Raw genomic sequence first — 20,050 nt, 5'->3', positions numbered from 1 at the left:
AATATCAGTAGCGGGGATTAGCCGAGCTTGTTGATATGTTGTGCCAAACCAGACTTCAAGTTGGCAGCTTTGTTAGCGTGGATGATGTTGGTCTTAGCCAACTTGTCCAGCATCTTCTGTACCACGGGGAACTGCTTAGCAGCCTCGTCCTTGTCAGTGGTAGCGCGCAGCTTGCGAACAGCGTTACGCATCGTCTTTGCATAGTACTTGTTATGCAAAGTCTTCACCTTGGTCTGGCGAATTCTCTTTACTGATGATTTGTGATTTGCCATCTTTAAATTTCTACTTTTTATTTCTGTTAGTAGTCCCTAGCAGAGTCGAACTGCTCTTTAGAGAATGAAAATCTCTCGTCCTAACCGATAGACGAAGGGACCGTCTTATTTTCGTGGGTGCAAAGTTACGGCTTTTTCTTCGAGTCACCAAATTTTCTCTCATTAATTTTTTCTAAACGCTTGATTTTTCGTATTTTTGCGGTTGTATGGAAACAAAAACGCGCGCTATCGTGCTCAGATCTGTGAGATATGGTGATTCTCAGATCATTGTCGACGTCTTTTCAAGAGAGAAGGGAAGGGCGTCGTTTATCTGTCATGTCTCGAAAAACGGACGGGGAAAGATCAAGCAACAGCTGTTCCAACCGCTGACTATCTTGGAGGTTGTCTATGACGACAGACCTACACGCAGTCTGCAACACTTCCGCGACATACGTCTGGCGCAGCCGTTCTTCTCGATTCCTTTCCAGGCAGAGAAACTGGCCATAGGGCTCTTCGTTGCCGAATTCCTGTCATACGCGCTGCGCGACGAGCAATGCAATGAGCCGCTGTATGACTATGTGGAGAGCAGCGTGATGTGGCTGGATAATGTGGAGGGGCGTTTTGCCAACTTCCATCTCGTGTTTATGTTGCGTCTGTCGCGGTTTATCGGCTTCTTTCCCAACTTGGAGGAGATGGCAGAAGGCGACTGGTTTGATTTGCGCAACGGTGCGTTCACCCCCGTGCGTCCCTTGCATCCGGACTTCCTCAGACCTGAGGAAGCGGCGAAGATAGGCACGCTGATGAGGATGAACTACGACAACATGAGGTTTTTCCGCATGAGCAGTGATGAACGCAACGAGTGTGTCGACACGATACTGACCTTCTATCGGCTGCATATCCCTGGCTTTCCGGAGATGAAATCGCTGCCGGTGCTCAGGGAACTCTTCTGACGAAAGTCGCTCTCCAAGAACTTTGTCTGTGTCGTGTCAGACAGTGAAAAAAAGAAGTCTCCCATGTGGCATGTGTCACATGGGAGACTTCTATGTTTAAAGCCTGCTATGTCAGGCGGTCAGAAGACCGGGAGCTTATGCTAAGAGTTGGCGGACGATGGTGGAGATGACCTTTCCGTCGGCCTTTCCGGCCATCTGCTTGGTGGCTTGTCCCATCACCTTGCCCATGTCCTTCATGCCTTGTGCACCTGTTTGGGCGATGATGGCCTTGACCTGCGCAGTGATTTCCTCCTCGGAAAGGGGCTTGGGAAGGTATTCCTTGATGACGGCGACCTGCGCCAGCTCAGCGTCGGCAAGATCCTGACGCTTGGCTTTTGCATAGGTGTCGGCACTTTCCTCGCCCTGCTTGGCGAGCTTTTGCAGAATCTTCAAAGCGGTGGCGTCCTCCAAGGTGTCGTTGGCACCGGGGGCTGTCTTGGCCTCGATGAAGTATTTCTTAATGTTGCGCAGTGCTTCCAGACGCACCTTGTCGCGCGCCTTCATGGCTGTGCGGATGTCACTGCTGACCTGATCAAATAGATTTGCCATATCTCTTTGTTGTTTTAAAATCCTTGTCGTTGGCGGCATAGGCCGCCGCTGTGTTATGCAAAGCTGATGATGCCGGGCACGGTATCGGCCTGTTCGTCGGTATTGGGCTTGTCGTCCTTATGGCCGGAACCAGTGTTGCGGATGTCTTCGAGCATCTGTCGTGTACGCTTGTAGGTAGGCGTGTTCTCCACAGCGAGAATGACATCCTCGTTGTCGAGCGTGTCGGGTGTGAAGATGTAGACGTGAGGACGGTGCTTCATCATCGGGTTCTTGCCGTCCTTGCCATAGTAGCGGTTGCGGCGGTCGGCCTTTTCGGCTGCGATTTCCTCTTCCTGTGCGATGCGGTTGGCTTCCTCTTGTGTGCGGCGCTCGCGGCGGTCCTTGGGCTCCACGTCCTCCACACCGAAACCGGTAGCGAGGATGGTGACCTTGACCTTCTTGCCGAGCTCGGGGTCTGTGGCCAGTCCCCATTTGATCTCGAAGTCGTCGCCGAACTTTGCCATGAAGTCGTTGACATCGTTCATCTCCTCCATCATCAGACCCTGGTTGTCGTTTTTCTCGTTGGAGAAAGCGATGGAGAGCAGGATCTTCTTGGAGTTGAAGACATCGTTATCGTTGAGCAACGGTGAGTTGAGCGCGTCGTCGATAGCCTTCTTCACTCGTCCGTCGCCCTCGCCGTAGCCGGTACTCATGATGGCGACGCCACCGTCCTTGAGAACAGTCTTCACGTCGTTGAAGTCGAGGTTGATGAGTCCGTGAATGGTGATAATCTCGGCGATGCTCTTAGCGGCAACGCTCAGCGTGTCGTCGGCCTTGCCGAAGGCGTCGAGAACTGTCAGTTCGGGATAGATCTCGCGCAGGCGCTCGTTGTTGATCACGAGCAGGGCGTCGACGTGCTTGGCCATCTCTTCGACACCGTCGAGAGCCTGATCGATCTTCTTGGGACCTTCGAAGCGGAAGGGAATGGTGACGATGCCCACGGTGAGAATGCCCATCTCTTTGCTCACCTGCGCGATGACAGGAGCAGCACCGGTGCCTGTTCCACCACCCATACCGGCGGTGATGAATGCCATCTTCGTGCCGTCGTTGAGCATAGCTCTGATCTGGTCGATGCTCTCCATAGCGGCCTGACGGGCACGCTCTGGACGGTTTCCGGCTCCAAGACCTTCGGCACCCAACTGCAGGTGTTCGGGGACGGGGGAGTCGTTCAAGGCCTGCGCGTCGGTGTTGCAGAGCACAAACGACACATCATGGATGCCTTCGCGGTACATGTGGTTCACGGCGTTGCCACCGCCACCACCGACACCGATGACCTTGATGATGCTCTGCTCTTTGTCGGGCTGACCGAAATCAAGAATGGAAGGCTTGGCGCTTTCCGTGAGTGCGGAGGGCTTCTGACCTTCCGTATTATTGTTGTTATCAGTCATAGTGCTTCGTCTTTAAAGTGATCTTTTTCTTGTTTTATTTCTCGTCTTCCTCTTCCTCTATCATCTTGCGGCCAAAGGTCTTCAGTCCGTTGACTGCTTTGTGGAACCAGGAGTTCTCGCGTTTTTTGCGCCGTTGTTCCTCTTCCTCTTCGGCTTCCTGCTGTCTGCGCCGTTCCTCTTCTTCTTCCTGTTTGCGTTTGGCGGCCTCCTCGGCAGCTTTCTCAGCCTCGGTCTTGATGATGCCCTTACCGTTTTCTGTCGTAGTATGGGTGACAGGCTGCACAGGCGGTTCGTTGGCAGGCTGCTCGTTTTGGAAGAGTGTGTCACTGATCTCGCTTCCGGCGCAGTTCATGTTGCCTTTGGCCAGCAGTCCGAGAACAGTGCACATGGTGCCGTCCTTGGCAGTGATGGTCGGGCTCTTGGATATGATGGTAGTCGTGACAGAGCCTGCTATTCTCACCTTATCAGTGTGGGTGAGGATCTTGAAGGCCTTGTCGATGTTTTTCATATTGGATCCGCCACCGGTGAGGACGATGCCGCCAAGGAGTTTGCCCATAAATTCGTCGGGCACCTGATGCCATGCGTTCTCAATGATCTCTTGCAGGCGAGCCTCGACAATCTCCACAAACTTCGGCATGTCGATGCTGCGGTCGTGGTCGATAGGATAGGTCTTTTCCATGTCGATCTCGTTGGAGTCGGTGTAGGCAGAGGCATATTTGAGTTTCATCTCTTCAGCTGTCTTGTCCTCCATCTGCAGGGATGTGAGGTCTTTGGTGATGTTGTTGCTGCCAAGGGGAATGACGGCCAAGTGTCGGAGAATGTCGCGGTAGTAGACTGAAATGGTGGTTGTCTCGGCTCCTAAGTCCACGAGGACACAGCCACCGCGGCGCTCAGCATCGGTGAGCACGGCATCGGCGAGTGCAAGGGGCGAAAGATACATCTCGGCGATGGCGATGCCGGCATTCTCAAAACAGCGGTTGAGATTGCGATAGAAGGACTTGCGCCAGAGGATGTTGAGGAAGTTGCCTTCCAGTCTGGAGCAGATAAAGCCTGTCGGGTCGACTTGAAGCTGATTGTCGACCTTGTATTCTTGTGTGACAGCGTCGAGGATCTCCTGGTCGGGATATTGCATGCTGCGGTTGGCATCCATCAGGCCGTTGACCATATCGACCGTTACCTTGGTGTCTGCGGGCAGTTGTTTGACAATGATGTTTTTCTCACTGCGTATCGACTGTCCGTTGACACCGACATAGACACGTGCTATCTTGGTCTTGAGAATGTTCTCGAGTTTCTTGATCACATTGCCCAAGGCTTGCACTGTCTTGTCGATATTGTTGACCACGCCTTTGCGAATGCATGAAGTAGCGTCTTCCTTTACGACAGCCAGGACCTTAATGCTGCCGTCGAGGTTCTTCTTCCCCGCAATGCCGGTGATTTTTGAGGATCCCAGCTCTATTGCTACTATAAAATCTGCCATACGTAAATAGTAATTATCAATTCAGTTCTTCCGTTTTTTCGTATTGTCTCTTTTTGCAAATGATTTGGTTGTCAAACTCCACGTTGATGTAGGAATATTTGTTCCATCCGGCTTGCGAGAGCCCGTATTTGTAGAATTTCTCCAACCGGTCCATTTTGCGGTTGATATATTCAGTCACCAGTTGCTTGCGCTTGTCGGGTCTGTTGGTTTCGGGCAACTGACCGATGTAGATGATCTGGTCTCCCACGCGCGGCACGAGCTCAATGCCTTTGTCAGGCAGTATATTGATTTGCTCGATCTGGTTTTTCCAAAAGTCGTTGGCCATCAGAGCCTCACCCACATATGCCACATAGTTGCGGGCAAACCACTTGCTGATATAGCCTGTGGCGATGATCAGGTCGCTCGTGTAGTGCGAGTTGGGCATGATGCTGTTGTTGTCGTCCAAATAATAATCGTCGCCGTTGACAGACTTGATGCGCAGTGTGGGCATACGTTGTGTGAGCGTAATGCATACATGGCCGTCCTGTGTCTTATAGCATTGTGCCGACTGCACAAAAGGACTTCTCATCAGCATGTCCTCGATGGTGCGCGTATCGACGGTATACAGAGGTTTGCTCAAAGGGTAGAGCCCGCTGTCTTTCATGCGGCTCTTGATCTCCTTCGCGGTGATGAAGCCGTTAGTGGCCTCGTCGGCAATGTTGATATTCACCTGCGTGCAAATCTGTTTCTCCTGGTCGGGCTTGTCAAAAACGAAGAAGGCAATGACAAGATAGGCCGCCAGCATGAAGTCGATAGTGCCCACAATGATTTTTCCTCGGTTCATCCGCATGGTTCAGATAACTGTATAGGATGACACTCGGGCGGAGATTTCCGCACCGGATGCCTTATTTCTTTTTCTCTTCCAGAATACGTGTGATCTGAGGAACCATGTTGTCGAGATCGCCGGCACCTAAGATGATCAGCACATCGAAGTCGCGGCTCTTGACCAGATTGAGGACATCGGCTTTCTGGATCATGCTTTTCTCCACACCGGGCTTGAGGTTGTCGTAGATCAATTGCGACGTGACACCGGGAATCGGCGCCTCGCGGGCAGGATAGATCTCGGTGAGGATGACCTCGTCGAAATGGCTCAGCGCATCAGCGAAGTCCTTGTAGAAATCGCGGGTGCGGGTGTAGAGATGCGGCTGGAAGATGGCGGTCAGCTTGCGGCCCTGGTAGAGCTCGCGTAGGCTCTTGGCACTTTGCAGGATCTCTTTGGGATGATGGGCATAGTCGGAAAGCAGCACGTGCTGGTCGTTGTTGATCTTAAAGTCGAAACGACGCTCCACGCCGTGGTATGTGCTCATGCCGTAGCGCAGCTCCTCGGCCGTGCAACCATTGAGTTGGGCCAGTGCCATGGCAGCTACACCATTCTCTATATTAATAGGTACAGGCTGCCCGAGCTTCACATTCGAGACGTTCTCCACGGGTGAGATGAAGTCGAAAGTGATGGTGCCGTTCTCTATTTTGACATTCTCTGCATGGAAGTCTCCCTCGTCGCGACTATAGGTATAGGTCTTTACGCCTTCCTGCACGTTGGGTTTCATCTCCAGGTTTTTGTGGATGATGAGTGCGCCGCCGGGCTGAATGAGCTCGGTATAGTGACGGAAACTCTCAAGATATGCTTCCTTGGTACCGTAGATGTCGAGGTGGTCGGGATCTGTGGCGGTGATGACACTCATCCATGGACGCAGCCAGTGGAAAGAACGGTCGAACTCATCGGCCTCGATGACGACATAGTCACTGGTCTTGGAGAGGATATAGTTGGTACCGTAGTTCTTCGAGATGCCACCCAGAAAGGCGTTGCAGTCGACGTGGCTCTGATGCATGATGTGGGCGCACATGGTCGACGTTGTCGTCTTGCCGTGTGTGCCTGCAACACAGAGTCCTTTGTGAGAACGTGTCAGCATGCCGAGCACTTGAGCGCGTTTCTGCACTTCGAATCCATTGTTGCGGAAGTATTGCAATTCCTGATGCTCGGCGGGAATGGCAGGGGTATAGACGACCAAACATGACTTGTTGTCGCGGCAAGCGTGGGGAATCTCATCTACGTTCTCTCTGTAGTGGATGACCATGCCTTCCTTTTCGAGCTGTTGTGTCAACGTAGAAGGTGTCTTGTCATAACCGGCCACAACGAGACCTTTATGGATGAAGTAGCGGGCCAGCGCACTCATACCGATGCCACCGGCACCAATGAAATATACGGCTTTTATATCTTTGAGTTCCATGATGTTTAAAGAGTTATTTGCATATCTTGGAAGGATGGCAGTTCTCTTTTGGATGGGACACTGTCTCTTCCGAGGCTTTTTATTGTTTTCCCCAGGCGAGTTTGACGACTTCGTTGGCAATGACGTCGGCGGAGTCTTTCAGTCCGAGTTTCTTGATATTTTCTGTCAGTGAGGCCAGCTTGGCGTCGTCGTGCACGATTTCCAAGGCTTTGTCGAGCAACATGTCGGGAGCATCAGCGTCCTTGACATAGATGGCAGCGTCTTTATCAACGAGTGCCATGGCATTCTTGGTCTGATGATCTTCGGCTACGTTGGGGCTGGGAACGAGTATGACAGCCTTGCCGATAAGGCAGAACTCACTGATAGAGCTGGCACCGGCACGGCTGATGACCAGGTCGGCAGCCTGATAGGCGGCTCCCATGTCGCTGATGAAGTCGAGTACTTTCAGGTTGGGAATGTCGCCAAAGTCCTTTACGGCTTGGGTCATCTCGGCATTGTAGTACTTGCCGGTCTGCCAGATGAACTGCACATCGGCGCTTTTCACCTTGTCGAGATGCTGTCGCATGCTCTCATTGATCGTTCGCGCTCCTAAGCTGCCGCCCACGAGCAGTATCGTCTTTTTGTTGGGATCAAGTCCAAACTTGACTCTTGCGTCCTCTTTGGAAATGGTTGCGTCCACGACATTCTGTCGGACAGGGTTTCCGGTCATGATGATTTTGTCGGCGGGGAAGAAGCGCTCCATGCCTTCGTAAGCCACGCAGATCTTGCTGGCCTTCTTTGCCAGCAGCTTGTTAGTGACGCCGGCATAGCTGTTCTGCTCCTGAATGAGACATGGGATACCCATGCTGGCGCATACGTTCAGCGTCGGTCCGCTGGCGTAACCACCCACTCCGACAGCCACCATCGGCTTGAAGTCTTTGACAATTTTCTTTGCCATCCGCTCGCTCTTCCAAATCTTGAAGAGCACTGCGATGTTTTTCAGAAGATGCTTACGGTCGAAACCGCAGATGGGCAAGCCTTTGATGTCGTAGCCTGCCGCGGGAACCCGTTGCATCTCCATGCGTCCCAGAGCACCCACGAATTGGATTTTGGCACTGGGATATTTGGCTTTGATGGCATTGGCGATAGAGACTGCAGGGAAGATATGGCCTCCTGTGCCTCCGCCGCTGATGATGACTCTTAATTCTTTCTCCATGTCGCCTATTTCTTATTTTCCGCAAAAGTAATCAAAAAAAATGTCTTTTGATCATTTTTGTTCTACTTTATTTTGTTTCTTCTATACCAAATGACTATTTATTATACATTTGTTTCCTTATCATCTGCTGCCGCGTTGTCGGTTGCGACCTTCATCGGCTGAGGCTCAGACGTTTTTTTTGCTGAACGGCTGACGCTAAGGATGGCACCTATATAGATGCAGTTGATGATCGTGGACGTACCGCCCTTGCTGATGAGCGGCAGTGGCTGTCCTGTCACAGGAACCAGTCCCACGGCTACGCACATGTTGAACAGTGCCTGCGTGACCAGTAGCAGGGCGAGTCCCATGGCAAGGAATGCCGGGAAGTTGTTCTCGCATCGGCTGGCAATACGACCCGTTCGGAAGAGCAGGATGATATAGAGCATTGCCACAAATGCCGCGCCCTCGATGCCCAACTCTTCGATGATGATGGCATAGATGAAGTCAGAGAAGGCCTGAGAAAGGAAGTCGCGCTCTACAGAGTTGCCCGGTCCCTTACCGATGATGTTGCTGGATGCTATGGCGATATTGGCGTGGGCAGTCTGAGCGTCTTTGTCGAGATCGACTTTCTCTGGCGGTATTTCTTCATGGTCGCTGAACTTGTCGATACGCGATTTCCATGTGTCAAATCGGTGAAGCATGCCTCCGTTTTTGGTTTTTACCGGCTTTTTACCATCTACTTGTTCCGTGAGTTGCCCTTCTGGGGAGGTGTCTTCGTTGTCGTGTCCAAAGATCATGACCATTGAAAATACTAAAACGATAGCTAGTACAACACTTCCGATGAGCTTACCAAGTTGTGGGGCAGGTACACGGCCAATGATCATCATGAAGAAGATGACGGAACACAATAGGGCTGCGGTGGAGAGATTCTCCACCATGATGAATGGAATGATAAAGGCACAAACCACCAAGATGTAGGGCATGGCATGGCGATCAGCGCCACGCTCGGTCTGCATGGCACTCAACACCTGAGCCGTTGCGAGCACCAGCGTGCCCTTGGCTATCTCTGAGGGTTGGAACTGCAAACCGAAGATTGAGAGCCATCGCTGGGCATCGTTGGTGGAGTGACCGGCAAAGTCTACCCAAATGAGCGTCGCAAGTGAAAGAAGCAGCAGGAACGGCGTGGCGATCTTGAAGTACTTGCACTTGATGTTAAGGGTGACGAGGGCTAAGAACACACCGAGCCCAAGCAGGCCTATATGTTTGATGATAGGCGCGACATAGCTTCCTCCTTTGTAGGTCAGCTCGGAAGAGGCTGAGAAAACCTCTACGATGCTGATGAGACAAAGGAAGAAAAACACCATCCAGATGACTTTGTCACCCTTGAATATGTTTCCAATTTTTTTGTTGTCCACTTGTTGTCATTGTTGAAGAGCCGAGGGAACGCTCCGTCGGCTCTATATGCTTTACAGGCTTCTGACTTGTTGCTTGAACTGTTCGCCGCGGTCCTCCATATTGTGGAAGAGGTCGAAACTGGCGCAACAGGGCGAAAGCAAAACGGTGTCGCCGGGACGGGCCATGTCGTAACATGCCTTTACACAGTCCTTCATGTTGTGCGTATCGCGCACAGGAATGCCCAACTTGTCGAAGAAGTTGTGGAGCTTGGTGTTGTCGGCACCGAGATAGACAAGTCCTACGCACTTTTTCTGAACCAATTCTTTGATGGCGTTGTAGTCGTTGCCTTTGTCCTTACCGCCAAGGATGAGGATGACAGGCGTGCGCATGCTCTCCAAGGCATACCAGCAAGCATCGACATTGGTGGCCTTTGAGTCGTTGACATAGTGCACGCCAGCTACGTCGCAGACCTTTTCCAGACGGTGCTCCACACCTGGGAAGTCACTCAGACTCTTGCGGATGATATCTTTTCTGATGCCGCTGATGTTGGAAGCCAAACCGGCGGCGAGAGAGTTATAGATGTTGTGTTTGCCGGTCAGAGAGAGTTCTTCCTGCTCCATATTAAATGGAGTGGGGTACTCAAGTTTGTATTGTCCTTCCTCGATATAGGCGATGCTTCCCTTCTCCTTCAGCTCTGAGAACGGACACTGCACGGCTTTGATGTCGTATTTGTCGAGTTGTTGCTTGATGACAGGATCGTCGTTCCAGTAAATGAAGTGGTCATCTGCTGTCTGGTTCTGGATGATGCGCATCTTGGCATCGACATAGTTTTGGAACTTGAAGTCGTAGCGGTCGAGGTGATCGGGCGTGATGTTGAGCAGAATGGCGATGTTGGCACGGAAGTCGTACATATTGTCGAGCTGGAAAGAACTCAGCTCGATGATATAGTACTCATGCGGTTCCTCTGCTACCTGCAAGGCAAGGCTCTTGCCGATATTTCCGGCCAGCCCCGCATCGTATCCGGCACTCTTGAAGATATGATAGATAAGTGAGGTGGTTGTCGTCTTGCCATTGCTGCCCGTGATACAGATCATCTTGGCGTCAGTGTACCGTCCGGCAAACTCTATCTCACTGATGATATGTGTGTGTTGAGCCATCAGTTTCTGCACCATAGGAGCCTCTTTCGGGATACCCGGACTTTTGATGACTTCGTCGGCATTCAGGATTTTCTCCTCAGTGTGATGGCCTTCTTCCCATTCTATCTGATGGTCGTCAAGCAGTTTCTTGTACTTGTCCTTGATGGAAGAAGTGTCAGATACGAAAACGTCGAAACCTTCTTTCTTTGCCAGCACGGCAGCACCTGCACCGCTCTCGCCGGCTCCTAATATAACGATTCTTTTCATTACTGAACTACGTTTTTACTCTTTCGAGGTTTTTATCTTTTTGTTTATAGCACAACCGCCTATGGCTGGCAGCTGTTTTTTTGCTTCTTGGCAGTCGCACTGCTCTCTTTCTGGCAACACCTTATTATATATATAGTAGCTTAGAGTCACTTATATAATAGCTTAGAGTCGCTTATATATTAGTTTCGCGTTGCTTATATAGTAGCTTCGTGTTGCCTTCTTTGAGCAGTCTTTCTTATCTTATCTTGAGTGTGATGATAGTCAGAGCCGCTAAGATGATGGTGATAATCCAGAAGCGGATGGTGATCTTTGACTCATGCTTGGGTGAGTGGGGACTCTTGATCAAGTATTTGCAGTCGGGATCGAGTTGCTCGTCTGTCACACGGAAGTTGTCGTGGATAGGTGTACGTTTGAAGATACGCTGCTTCACACCATGTCGTTTTCCGAGTTTGTAGTACCATACCTGACAGATGACGCTGAGGCTTTCCACGAAGAAGATGCCGCAGAGAATCGGCAGCAACAGTTCTTTGTGGATGATGACAGCGCACACGCCGATGATGCCACCAATGGTCAGTGAGCCCGTGTCGCCCATGAATACCTGGGCAGGGTAGGCGTTGTACCAAAGGAAACCGATGAGAGCTCCGACAAAAGCACACATGAAGACCACCAGCTCTTGCGAGCCTGGGATATACATAATATTAAGGTATGCGGCAAATTGGATATGCGAGCTTACATAAGCCAAGATGCCTAACGCCACGCCTATGATGGCTGAGTTGCCGGCGCACATGCCGTCCATACCGTCATTAAGGTTGGCACCGTTGCTCACAGCGGTGACGACCAAGATTGTCATAACGACGAAGAGAATCCAACCAGCGGCTGTTTTATACTTGCCACAGAAGGACATCACAGATGAGTAGTCGAGGTTGTGGCCTTTGACAAACGGTATTGTTGTTTTCAGCGTCTTGCGTGCTTCGGTACGGTGCTTGACGACCACTTCCTGTCCTTGGCGCTGAAGCACGATGTTTTCATTGGACTTCACATCGGGTGAAGCCCAAAGTACGAGTCCGACGATCAGTCCGATACCTATCTGTCCGACAATCTTGTACTTGCCTTTCAGTCCTTCCTTGTTGCGATGGAAGATCTTGATGTAGTCGTCCATGCCACCGAGGAAGCCCAGCCACACAGTGGTGATAAGCATCAAGATCAGATAGATGTTGCGCAGACGGCCTAACAGCAGTGCTGGAATCAGTATGCTGACGATGATGATCACGCCACCCATGGAGGGTACTCCTATTTTGTTTACGCCAAAGGGATCGATCTTGGCATCACGCTGCGTCTCGGTGATCTGCTTACTCTTCAGGTATTTGATGAACTTCTCACCAAACCATGCCGAGATGATCAGCGAGAGAATCAGAGCCAGCAACGCACGGAAGGAGATGTAACCCCAGATGCGTGCCCCGGAAATTCCGTACTGCTCCAGGAAACGAAAGAGATAATATAGCATGTCTTAGCTTTTGTTATGGATAGCCTTAGCCTATGTTGTTTCTTAGCCTTGGCTTTTGTTATTGATACTTAGCTCTTTATTGACAGCCTCAGAACCTTGTTATTTATCACAGGCACCAGCGGCAGCGTCTTGCGACGGGGTGTTGATACCGAAGATCTCACGCAAGACCTCATGGTCGTCGAAGTGATGTTTCACACCTTTAATCTCCTGGTAGTTCTCGTGTCCCTTACCTGCCACGAGGATCACGTCGCCTTTCTGTGCCATCATGCATGCCGTTTTGATAGCCTCCTTACGGTCTACGATGCTGATGACCTTTTGCATCTGCTGAGCATTCAGTCCGGCGAGCATGTCGTCGATGATAGCTTGTGGATCCTCGAAACGTGGATTGTCGCTGGTGATAATCACTTTGTCGCTTTGTTTGACGGCTTCCTGGGCCATGAGCGGGCGTTTGCCGTGGTCACGGTTGCCGCCTGCGCCGCATACGGTGATGACGTGTCCTTTGCCGTTGAGCACCTCGTGGATGGCAGCCAATACGTTTTGCAAAGCATCAGGCGTGTGGGCATAGTCGACGATGGCCGTGAAGCCTTTGGGCGACTGAATGGGCTCCAAACGTCCGCTGACGCTGTGTAGCGTGCTCAAGATCACGAGAATCTCCTCTGGATCTTTGCCCAGCATGCGTGCGGCGGCATATACAGCCAACAGATTGCTGACGTTGAATTTACCAATGAACTGCACGCCGACCTCGTGTCCGTCAATATCGAGATACATTCCAGCGAAGTGCATCTCGATGATGCGGGCGCGGAAGTCAGCCATCTGTCGGATGGAGTAGGTCTTCACCGTAGCCTTTGTGTTCTGCACCATGATCATGCCGTTTTTGTCATCGGCATTGGTAATGGCGAAAGCAGACTTGGGCAGTCCGTCGAAGAAAGCCTTTTTAGCATTGCGGTAGTTCTCAAAGGTCTTGTGATAATCGAGGTGGTCGCGAGTGAGGTTGGTGAAGATACCGCCTGTGAATTTCAGTCCGCCGATACGTTTCTGAGCGATGGCGTGGCTGGAGCACTCCATGAACGCATACTCGCATCCTGCCTCTACCATCTTGCCCAAGAGCATGTTCAGTTCGATGGGATCCGGTGTGGTGTGGTCAGCGGGAATGGCTTCGCCGTCGATATAGTTGACGACAGTAGAGAGCAGACCGCACTTATATCCCATCTTGCGGAACATATTATATAATAAGGTGGCGATCGTTGTCTTTCCGTTAGTACCGGTCACGCCGACAAGTTTGAGCTTCTTCGACGGGTCTCCATAGAAGAGCGTAGCCACATGACCGACAGCATCTTCGGTAGAAGGCACCTGAATGTAGGTGACGCCTTCGGCTTTCTCTTCCGGCAGGTCTTCGCAGAGCACGGCACTGGCACCTTGCTCAATGGCCTTTGGGATGAAACGGTGGCCGTCTACCTGAGTGCCTTTCATGGCAACGAACAGATGACCATCCTTGACTTGGCGCGAGTCTATGTCCACGCCGGTGATGTCGGCATCCACGCCCCCAATGACAGAGGTGGGCTTGATGCCCTTGAGAAGCTCTTGTAGTTTCATTTCTTTCTATATTGTTTTTTATATTTTATTTCTATCAGTTTTGTTCTTGTCTATATATTTTTCCGGTCAAATCAGAGATAAGTAGCCGGTCAAATCAGAGTTAAACGTGCCGAAGACTGTGTTGTACCTTGCTCTTTTCTACTCCAAGGTCAGCGTACACGTCTCGCCCCGGTGGATATATTTTCCTGGCGGGAGGCTTTGCTTGACGACCTTTCCACGCCCGATGATGCGGCATTTCACGCCCCGTTGCTCCATGAGATAGACAGCGTCGCGTGCTCCCATGCCCATGACGTTGGGTACATGTTTGGTACTTGGCACACCCTGATGGACAAGATCCACGTAGTGGGTGCCGCTCCTGGCCTGTCCCCACAGTGCGCTGGTGTTGGCGATGTTGGCGATATAGTTGCGTTTGGTCTTGATTCCCAACTGCGAGAGCACGAAGTCGGCAGAGAGAATATTGCCGTTTTTCACCTGCGGGACGAAGACAGAAGCCGAGTCGCGTGCCTGTCTGACATCGCGTCCCTCGCTCTGTGCCATGATGCCCTCGGCGATATGATGGAAGACCACACCGCTCATGCCGCCACCCGAAGCAGGCAGTCCACCTTTCTGTATGCAGACGATACAGCTGTATTTCGGGTTGTCGGCGGGGAAATAACCGGCAAACGACAGCAAGTAGTGTGTCATTCCGCTCTTGTAGCCTACTGATCCTTTTGAGATCTGAGCGGTACCGGTCTTACCGGCAACCTTAAAAGATGTCGATCCGGCTTTTTTCCCGAGTCCCTCGCTGACCACATGTTCCAGCATCACCTGCATCTTTTTGATGACAGCGGGTGACGCAATTTGTGTATGTCCTTTGACCACTTGCGGCGGATATTCAGTGACTTCGCCGTTTTGAATGGATGCCTTGACAAATCGCGGTTGCATCATACACCCATTGTTGGCGATGGCGTTGTAAAATGCCAGCGTGGAGATCGGCGGCACCTGCGACTCATATCCTATGCTCATCCACGGCAGGGCAGTGTTGCTCCAGTTGAGCCACTCGCCGCGTTTGTTCTTCTTTGGCATACGAATCTTAGCCGGACTGGCACCCACAATAGGGATGTGCAGATCCGAGGCAATGCCGGAGCGATAGACACCGCGCACGAATTTTTCCGGATCATTGTGGTAGTACTCGTCGATGATTCGGCTCACGCCGATGTTAGAGCTCACGCGCAGTGTGGTGGCCATGTTCATGACACCATATCCACCGCGCCGCCAGTTGTGGTCTTTCATCTCCCGTCCATACATTGGCCAGACGCCGTTGCCTGTGTCCACGATCTTGCTTGTGTCGCACATGCCGTCCTGCAAAGCTGTCATGACACTGACGGGCTTGAAGACCGATCCCGGCTCCATGAGGTCGCTGACGGCGTGGTTCTTGATCTCCTTATAGATAATCTGTCCGTTGGGCCCGTAGCATTTGTCGATGTTGACGATGGCTTTGATGTCGCCCGTCTTTACCTCCATGACGATCGCCACGCCCACGTCGCCGTTGACTTCCGGCTGTTTGAGTTCTTCGATGACGGCTCTTTCGGCCAAGTCCTGAATGCCTACGTCGATGGTCGTGATGATGTCGCAACCGTTGACAGGCTCTTTGTCGATGATGTCGAGATACTTGTTGAGCACCTTGCGTCGGTGTCCGACGCCATTGGTACCACGGAGCAGTTTGTCGAACGACAGCTCCAGGCCACAGCGTGGCATACGTCCGCCGTCTTTCAGTGCATACATATCACCTACCGTGCGCTCAGCGAGCGTGCCGAAAGGATTCTCGCGTGCGTTGAGTTCCTCGCAGTGGAAACCGCTTTGGAACTTCGTGAGGTTGAATACCGGCAACTTCAGCACCTCTGAGTAAGTGTTGTAGTTGATGCGATAGGGCCACACTGGCCAATGGCGGCTCATCTTTTTTCGTCCCTTGTCGAGGTTGGCCTTGAACTCAGCCGGACTTTGTTCCGGGAAGATCTCGTGCAGACCTTTGCAGATCAGCTTTTCCTTCGCGTCCCATAAGGAGTCGTTGCCCGCATCGTGAAGCTGCTGAAAGTCCATGAAGATCTTGAACTCCGGCAGCGACGAGGCCAGCAGTTGTCCATCGCAGCTGAGGATGTTTCCTCTGACGGGCTGGATGACTACGTTGTCCCGTTTTACGCGGTCTGCCACCTTCATCCAGTAGTCCCGTTTGGCAGTCATGATATATCCTGCCTTGATAAGCACGCCGAGGGAGATGATGGTCATCAGCATACAGATGACACTGTAGCGTGGCATGATTTTCTGGTTGTTGAATTTGCTCATGTCGTTATTTGCCCTCCTCGGGTACTTCTATTTTATAAGGAGGAGCACTGGGAATCTTCAGCACACTATCCTTATTGTTTTTCAACAGTTCGATGACGTTGCTTTCGCGGCTGATCTCCGTGAGCTGGCTGGTACTGGAAAGAGCCTTGTATTTGGCGTCCTTTAGTTTCACCTGCAGCTTGTCGATCTGTATGAGGTCTTGCTGACAACTGTATCTGCTGCCGATATACACGATCAGAAACGCGCCGATGAGCATGAAGAGCCATATCTGCTTTCTGACGAACGAGGTGTAGAGGATGTCTCCACCCAAGATCTTCTTCAGGGAGAAGAGGCGCGATTGCGGTGCCTCGTCCTCTGTTGCCTGCTCTTCGATGACCTCTTTCAGCGAGGGGAGGCTTTCTTCCTGTTTTTTCTCGTTTTTGTCGGCGTTTTCGGTGGTCTGGCCGTTTGGCTTTTCCTCGTCAGTAGTGGCAGTTGTATTATTCGCCTTGTCGTCCGCCGGAGTCCCCAGAATGTCCTTTAGGGATCTGGTGCCATCCTTGTTGTCGGTTATGTTATTGCTTATTTGCTCTTGTTTCTTCATTTTTTCTCAGCGATTCTCAGTTTAGCGCTACGGCTTCTCGGGTTGCGTGCCTGCTCCTCATTGTCAGGCGTGATAACCTTATTGTTGACCAGAGCGAAGGGACTTTCTATTCTTCCGTAGAAGTCCTGCACGGTCTTGCCCTCTGCATTTCCCGTTTTCATCATGTTCTTGACGATGCGGTCTTCGAGCGAGTGGTAGGTGATGACGCTCAGCCGTCCGCCCGGTCGGAGCAGCTCGGTGGCCGCGGCAAGCATCTCTTTGAGTGCGCTCATCTCGTGATTCACCTCAATGCGCAGAGCCTGGAACACTTTTGCCATGTCTTTTTTCTCCCTTTCTCGTCGAAAGAGCGGCTCCACAGTGTTGAGGAAATCGCTTGTGGTGAGGATGGGCTTGTCGGTCCGGGTCTTGACGATCGTGGCGGCGATGCGCCGTGCCGACCTCAGTTCACCATAGAGATAGAAGATGTCAGCCAGTTGCGACTCTGTGGCCGTGTTGACAATGTCGGCCGCTGTGGTTCCCGCCCGCTTGTTCATACGCATGTCTAGCGGAGCGTCAAAGCGGAACGAGAAGCCACGGCTCTCGTCGTCGAAATGGTGACTTGACACGCCGAGGTCACCAAGCAGTCCGTCGATATGTTCCACGCCATAGTAGCGCATCCAGTTTTTCAGGTATCTGAAGTTGGAGCGTACAAAGGTAAACCGTGGGTCGTCGACAAATCGCTTTCCCTCGCCTTCGGTGGTGAGGATGTTTTGCTCGGCGTCGGCGTCCTGGTCAAAGCTGTAGAGATGAGCCGTGCTGTCCATCCGTGAGAGAATCTCTCTCGAATGTCCGCCACCGCCGAAAGTGACATCGACATAGATGCCTCCGGGCTGAATATTCAGTCCGTTGACACTCTGCTTCAGCAGCACAGGAATGTGATATTCTTCTGTCTTTTCCATCTTTACGTTGCCTTGAGCCATGCTTTTATCGTGGCTACACATCTTTATATAGCGTATTTGGGTTCAAAGTTACATAAAAATCCCCACTTATCTCCATTTTATAGCTATATTTTTTCGATTCTCTTCTTTCCTGTAAGAGGCTTTGTCGTATGATGTCTTTTCAGAGATGTAGTTGTCTGAACTTTGTTGTTTACCCTTTTTTGTGCTTTTCTTATAATTTTAGTGGCAAAAATGAAGAAATATGAAAAAGAAGTGTTATTTTTGCATTTGATTAGTATCTTATGGAATAACATGGACGTTAGTACAAACAATTCCCAAGGAGAAAGCGTTGAAGAGTCTTTTCAGAAGACAATAGACGTGAAGAAGGTTCTCGAAAGCAAGCTGGGACGGCGCGCAAAATACGTGCCGGCTTTCCTTGTGTCATGGCTTCGTCGTATCGTTCATGAGGATGAAGTCAACGACTTTTTGTGGAAGCATCGTCATCAGTTTGGTACCGAGTGGCTCAAGGAATGCGTGAAGTACCTCGACATGCAGGTGACGATTGAAGGCAAGGAAAACCTGCCCGACAAAAGCGACGGCAAGCTCTACACCTTTGTGAGCAACCATCCTTTGGGTGGCGAGGACGGTGTTTGTCTCGGTGCGATCATCGGTGACCATTACGACGGACGTTTCCGTTATCTCGTCAACGACCTGTTGCTGTTCCTTCCCGGCCTTCGTCCGGTGTGTATCGGCATCAACAAGACGGGTAAGCAAAGCCGTAATTTCCCCGCTATGGTGGAGGCCGGCTTCCAGAGCGACAACCACATGCTCATGTTCCCCGCGGGTCTCAACTCCCGTATGATCAATGGTCGTATCCATGACCTGCCGTGGAAGAAGACATTCATTTCCAAGAGTGTGGAGTATCATCGCGACGTAGTCCCCATCTACTTCAGCGGTCGCAATTCCAACCGCTTCTATCGTATCGCCCGTTGGCAGAAGCGTTTGGGGCTGAAGGTGAACATTGCGATGCTGTTTCTTGTCGACGAGATGTACCGCAACGTCCATAAGAAGTTCCGTATCGTCATCGGCAAGCCGATTCCATGGCAGACGTTCGACAAGAGCAAAACACCGAAGGAATGGGCACTTTTTGTAGAGAACAAGGTTTACGAACAGGCAGGCCCCGCAAGCCTACGCGGGGAGTGAACGCAACCAATATTAGCAGAAATGGAAGAAGAGATTATCCAACCCATCAGCAAGGAACTGCTGAAAAGTGAATTGACTCCTGAGCGCTGTCTGCGTACAACCAACAAGAGCCACAACGAAATTTATGTCATCCGTGCCACGGAAGCACCGCACGTGATGCAGGAGATAGGCCGTCTGCGTGAGATCGCCTTCCGCACGTCAGGTGGCGGCACGGGCAAGTCGGTCGATATCGATGAGTTCGACACGATGCCAAACGGCTGCAAGCAGCTGATCGTCTGGAATCCCGAAGCCGAGGAGATCATCGGCGGCTACCGCTATCTCTTTGGCGAGGACTGGCAGATCAACGCCGAAGGACAGCCCAATCTGGCCATGAGCCACATGTTTCACTTCTCTGACGAGTTCATGCGTGACTATGCTCCATATACTGTGGAACTCGGCCGCTCGTTTGTCTCTTTGGAGTATCAGAATGTCAGGAAGAACACCAAGAGCATCTTCGCTTTGGATAATCTGTGGGATGGACTGGGTGCGCTGACGGTCATCAACCCGCGATGCAAATACTTCCTGGGCAAGATGACGATGTACCCGTCGTTTGTGCGTCGCGGCCGCGACATGATTCTCTACTTCCTGCACAAGCATTTCGGTGATGCCGACAAACTTGTCGTACCGATGAAACCGGTGATAATCGACACACCGGAGGATGAGTTGCGCCAGATCTTCTGCGAAGATGACTTCAGGGCCGACTATCGTATTCTCAACCATCAAGTGCGTGAGCTGGGCTATAACATCCCGCCCTTGGTCAATGCCTACATGAACCTGAGCCCCACGATGAAGTTTTTTGGCACTGCCGTCAACTATGAGTTTGGCGATGTCGAGGAGAGCGGCATCCTCATCGCCGTGGATGAGATCTTCGAGGAAAAGCGCATCCGCCACATCAACAGCTTTGTCAAGGAGCACCCCGAAGCACTGAAGATGCCGATGCCAAAGAAGGATTGAAGG

General features: G+C 51.6%; 17 protein-coding genes. 3 read left to right on the top strand and 14 right to left on the bottom strand.

The annotated features are described in order from the left end of the window. Positions 1-17: 17 nt before the first annotated feature. Positions 18-272, bottom strand: coding sequence for a 30S ribosomal protein S20 (rpsT, locus tag FYJ73_RS05525; RefSeq protein WP_154533712.1), 255 nt, complete (start codon positions 270-272; stop codon positions 18-20). 206 nt (positions 273-478) lie between these two features. On the opposite strand from rpsT, the gene recO reads away from it, so the two are divergent. Beyond that, positions 479-1,201 (top strand): DNA repair protein RecO, encoded by a 723-nt coding sequence (gene recO / locus FYJ73_RS05520; protein ID WP_154533711.1) that lies wholly within the window; start codon positions 479-481, stop codon positions 1,199-1,201. A gap of 135 nt (positions 1,202-1,336) precedes the next feature. On the opposite strand, the gene FYJ73_RS05515 is transcribed toward recO, so the two are convergent. The 13 genes from FYJ73_RS05515 to rsmH form a co-directional block, all read right to left on the bottom strand. Further along, positions 1,337-1,789 (bottom strand): GatB/YqeY domain-containing protein, encoded by a 453-nt coding sequence (locus tag FYJ73_RS05515; protein WP_154533710.1) that lies wholly within the window; start codon positions 1,787-1,789, stop codon positions 1,337-1,339. 53 nt (positions 1,790-1,842) lie between these two features. Further along, the gene (gene ftsZ, locus FYJ73_RS05510; protein WP_154533709.1) at positions 1,843-3,216 is read right to left on the bottom strand and encodes a cell division protein FtsZ; all 1,374 of its coding nucleotides are present in this window, start codon (positions 3,214-3,216) and stop codon (positions 1,843-1,845) included. A gap of 34 nt (positions 3,217-3,250) precedes the next feature. Next, on the bottom strand, positions 3,251-4,693 hold the full coding sequence (gene ftsA, locus FYJ73_RS05505) for a cell division protein FtsA (RefSeq protein WP_154533708.1): 1,443 nt from the start codon (positions 4,691-4,693) through the stop codon (positions 3,251-3,253). A 16-nt stretch (positions 4,694-4,709) separates the two neighbouring features. Continuing rightward, positions 4,710-5,522: a cell division protein FtsQ/DivIB gene (locus FYJ73_RS05500; protein WP_154533707.1), complete on the bottom strand. Its 813-nt coding sequence runs from the start codon at positions 5,520-5,522 to the stop codon at positions 4,710-4,712. Positions 5,523-5,577: 55 nt separating this feature from the next. Further along, positions 5,578-6,960, bottom strand: a complete 1,383-nt coding sequence (murC, locus tag FYJ73_RS05495) for a UDP-N-acetylmuramate--L-alanine ligase (protein WP_154533706.1) — start codon at positions 6,958-6,960, stop codon at positions 5,578-5,580. Positions 6,961-7,039: 79 nt separating this feature from the next. After that, the gene (murG, locus tag FYJ73_RS05490; RefSeq protein WP_154533705.1) at positions 7,040-8,155 is read right to left on the bottom strand and encodes an undecaprenyldiphospho-muramoylpentapeptide beta-N-acetylglucosaminyltransferase; all 1,116 of its coding nucleotides are present in this window, start codon (positions 8,153-8,155) and stop codon (positions 7,040-7,042) included. Between the two features lie 101 nt (positions 8,156-8,256). Continuing rightward, on the bottom strand, positions 8,257-9,549 hold the full coding sequence (locus tag FYJ73_RS05485; RefSeq protein ID WP_336509580.1) for an FtsW/RodA/SpoVE family cell cycle protein: 1,293 nt from the start codon (positions 9,547-9,549) through the stop codon (positions 8,257-8,259). A gap of 51 nt (positions 9,550-9,600) precedes the next feature. Beyond that, positions 9,601-10,932, bottom strand: coding sequence for a UDP-N-acetylmuramoyl-L-alanine--D-glutamate ligase (murD, locus tag FYJ73_RS05480; protein ID WP_154533704.1), 1,332 nt, complete (start codon positions 10,930-10,932; stop codon positions 9,601-9,603). Positions 10,933-11,167: 235 nt separating this feature from the next. Then, positions 11,168-12,436 carry a phospho-N-acetylmuramoyl-pentapeptide-transferase gene (gene mraY, locus FYJ73_RS05475; RefSeq protein WP_154533703.1) on the bottom strand — a complete coding sequence of 423 codons (1,269 nt, stop codon included), beginning with the start codon at positions 12,434-12,436 and terminating at the stop codon, positions 11,168-11,170. Between the two features lie 99 nt (positions 12,437-12,535). After that, a complete protein-coding gene (locus FYJ73_RS05470) occupies positions 12,536-14,029 on the bottom strand; it encodes a UDP-N-acetylmuramoyl-L-alanyl-D-glutamate--2,6-diaminopimelate ligase (RefSeq protein ID WP_154533702.1) in 1,494 nt (497 codons plus the stop codon). A gap of 138 nt (positions 14,030-14,167) precedes the next feature. Next, the gene (locus FYJ73_RS05465) at positions 14,168-16,351 is read right to left on the bottom strand and encodes a penicillin-binding protein (RefSeq protein WP_154533701.1); all 2,184 of its coding nucleotides are present in this window, start codon (positions 16,349-16,351) and stop codon (positions 14,168-14,170) included. A 4-nt stretch (positions 16,352-16,355) separates the two neighbouring features. After that, positions 16,356-16,934 (bottom strand): FtsL-like putative cell division protein, encoded by a 579-nt coding sequence (locus tag FYJ73_RS05460; RefSeq protein WP_235899244.1) that lies wholly within the window; start codon positions 16,932-16,934, stop codon positions 16,356-16,358. Further along, the gene (gene rsmH, locus FYJ73_RS05455; RefSeq protein ID WP_154533700.1) at positions 16,931-17,872 is read right to left on the bottom strand and encodes a 16S rRNA (cytosine(1402)-N(4))-methyltransferase RsmH; all 942 of its coding nucleotides are present in this window, start codon (positions 17,870-17,872) and stop codon (positions 16,931-16,933) included. The genes FYJ73_RS05460 and rsmH overlap by 4 nt, the downstream gene beginning before the upstream one ends. Before the next feature lie 291 nt (positions 17,873-18,163). Here rsmH and FYJ73_RS05450 point away from each other — a divergent pair, with 291 nt between their 5' ends. Next, positions 18,164-19,054 carry a lyso-glycine lipid O-acyltransferase GlsA gene (locus tag FYJ73_RS05450; protein ID WP_154533699.1) on the top strand — a complete coding sequence of 297 codons (891 nt, stop codon included), beginning with the start codon at positions 18,164-18,166 and terminating at the stop codon, positions 19,052-19,054. 21 nt (positions 19,055-19,075) lie between these two features. After that, entirely contained in the window at positions 19,076-20,047 is a 972-nt protein-coding gene (locus FYJ73_RS05445; protein WP_154533698.1) for a glycine N(alpha)-acyltransferase GlsB, read from the top strand. Positions 20,048-20,050 lie beyond the last annotated feature (3 nt).

It is taken from the genome of Hallella mizrahii (assembly GCF_009695775.1).
Lineage (GTDB): Bacteria > Bacteroidota > Bacteroidia > Bacteroidales > Bacteroidaceae > Prevotella > Prevotella mizrahii.
This window is presented reverse-complemented; position numbering and strand designations above follow the sequence as displayed.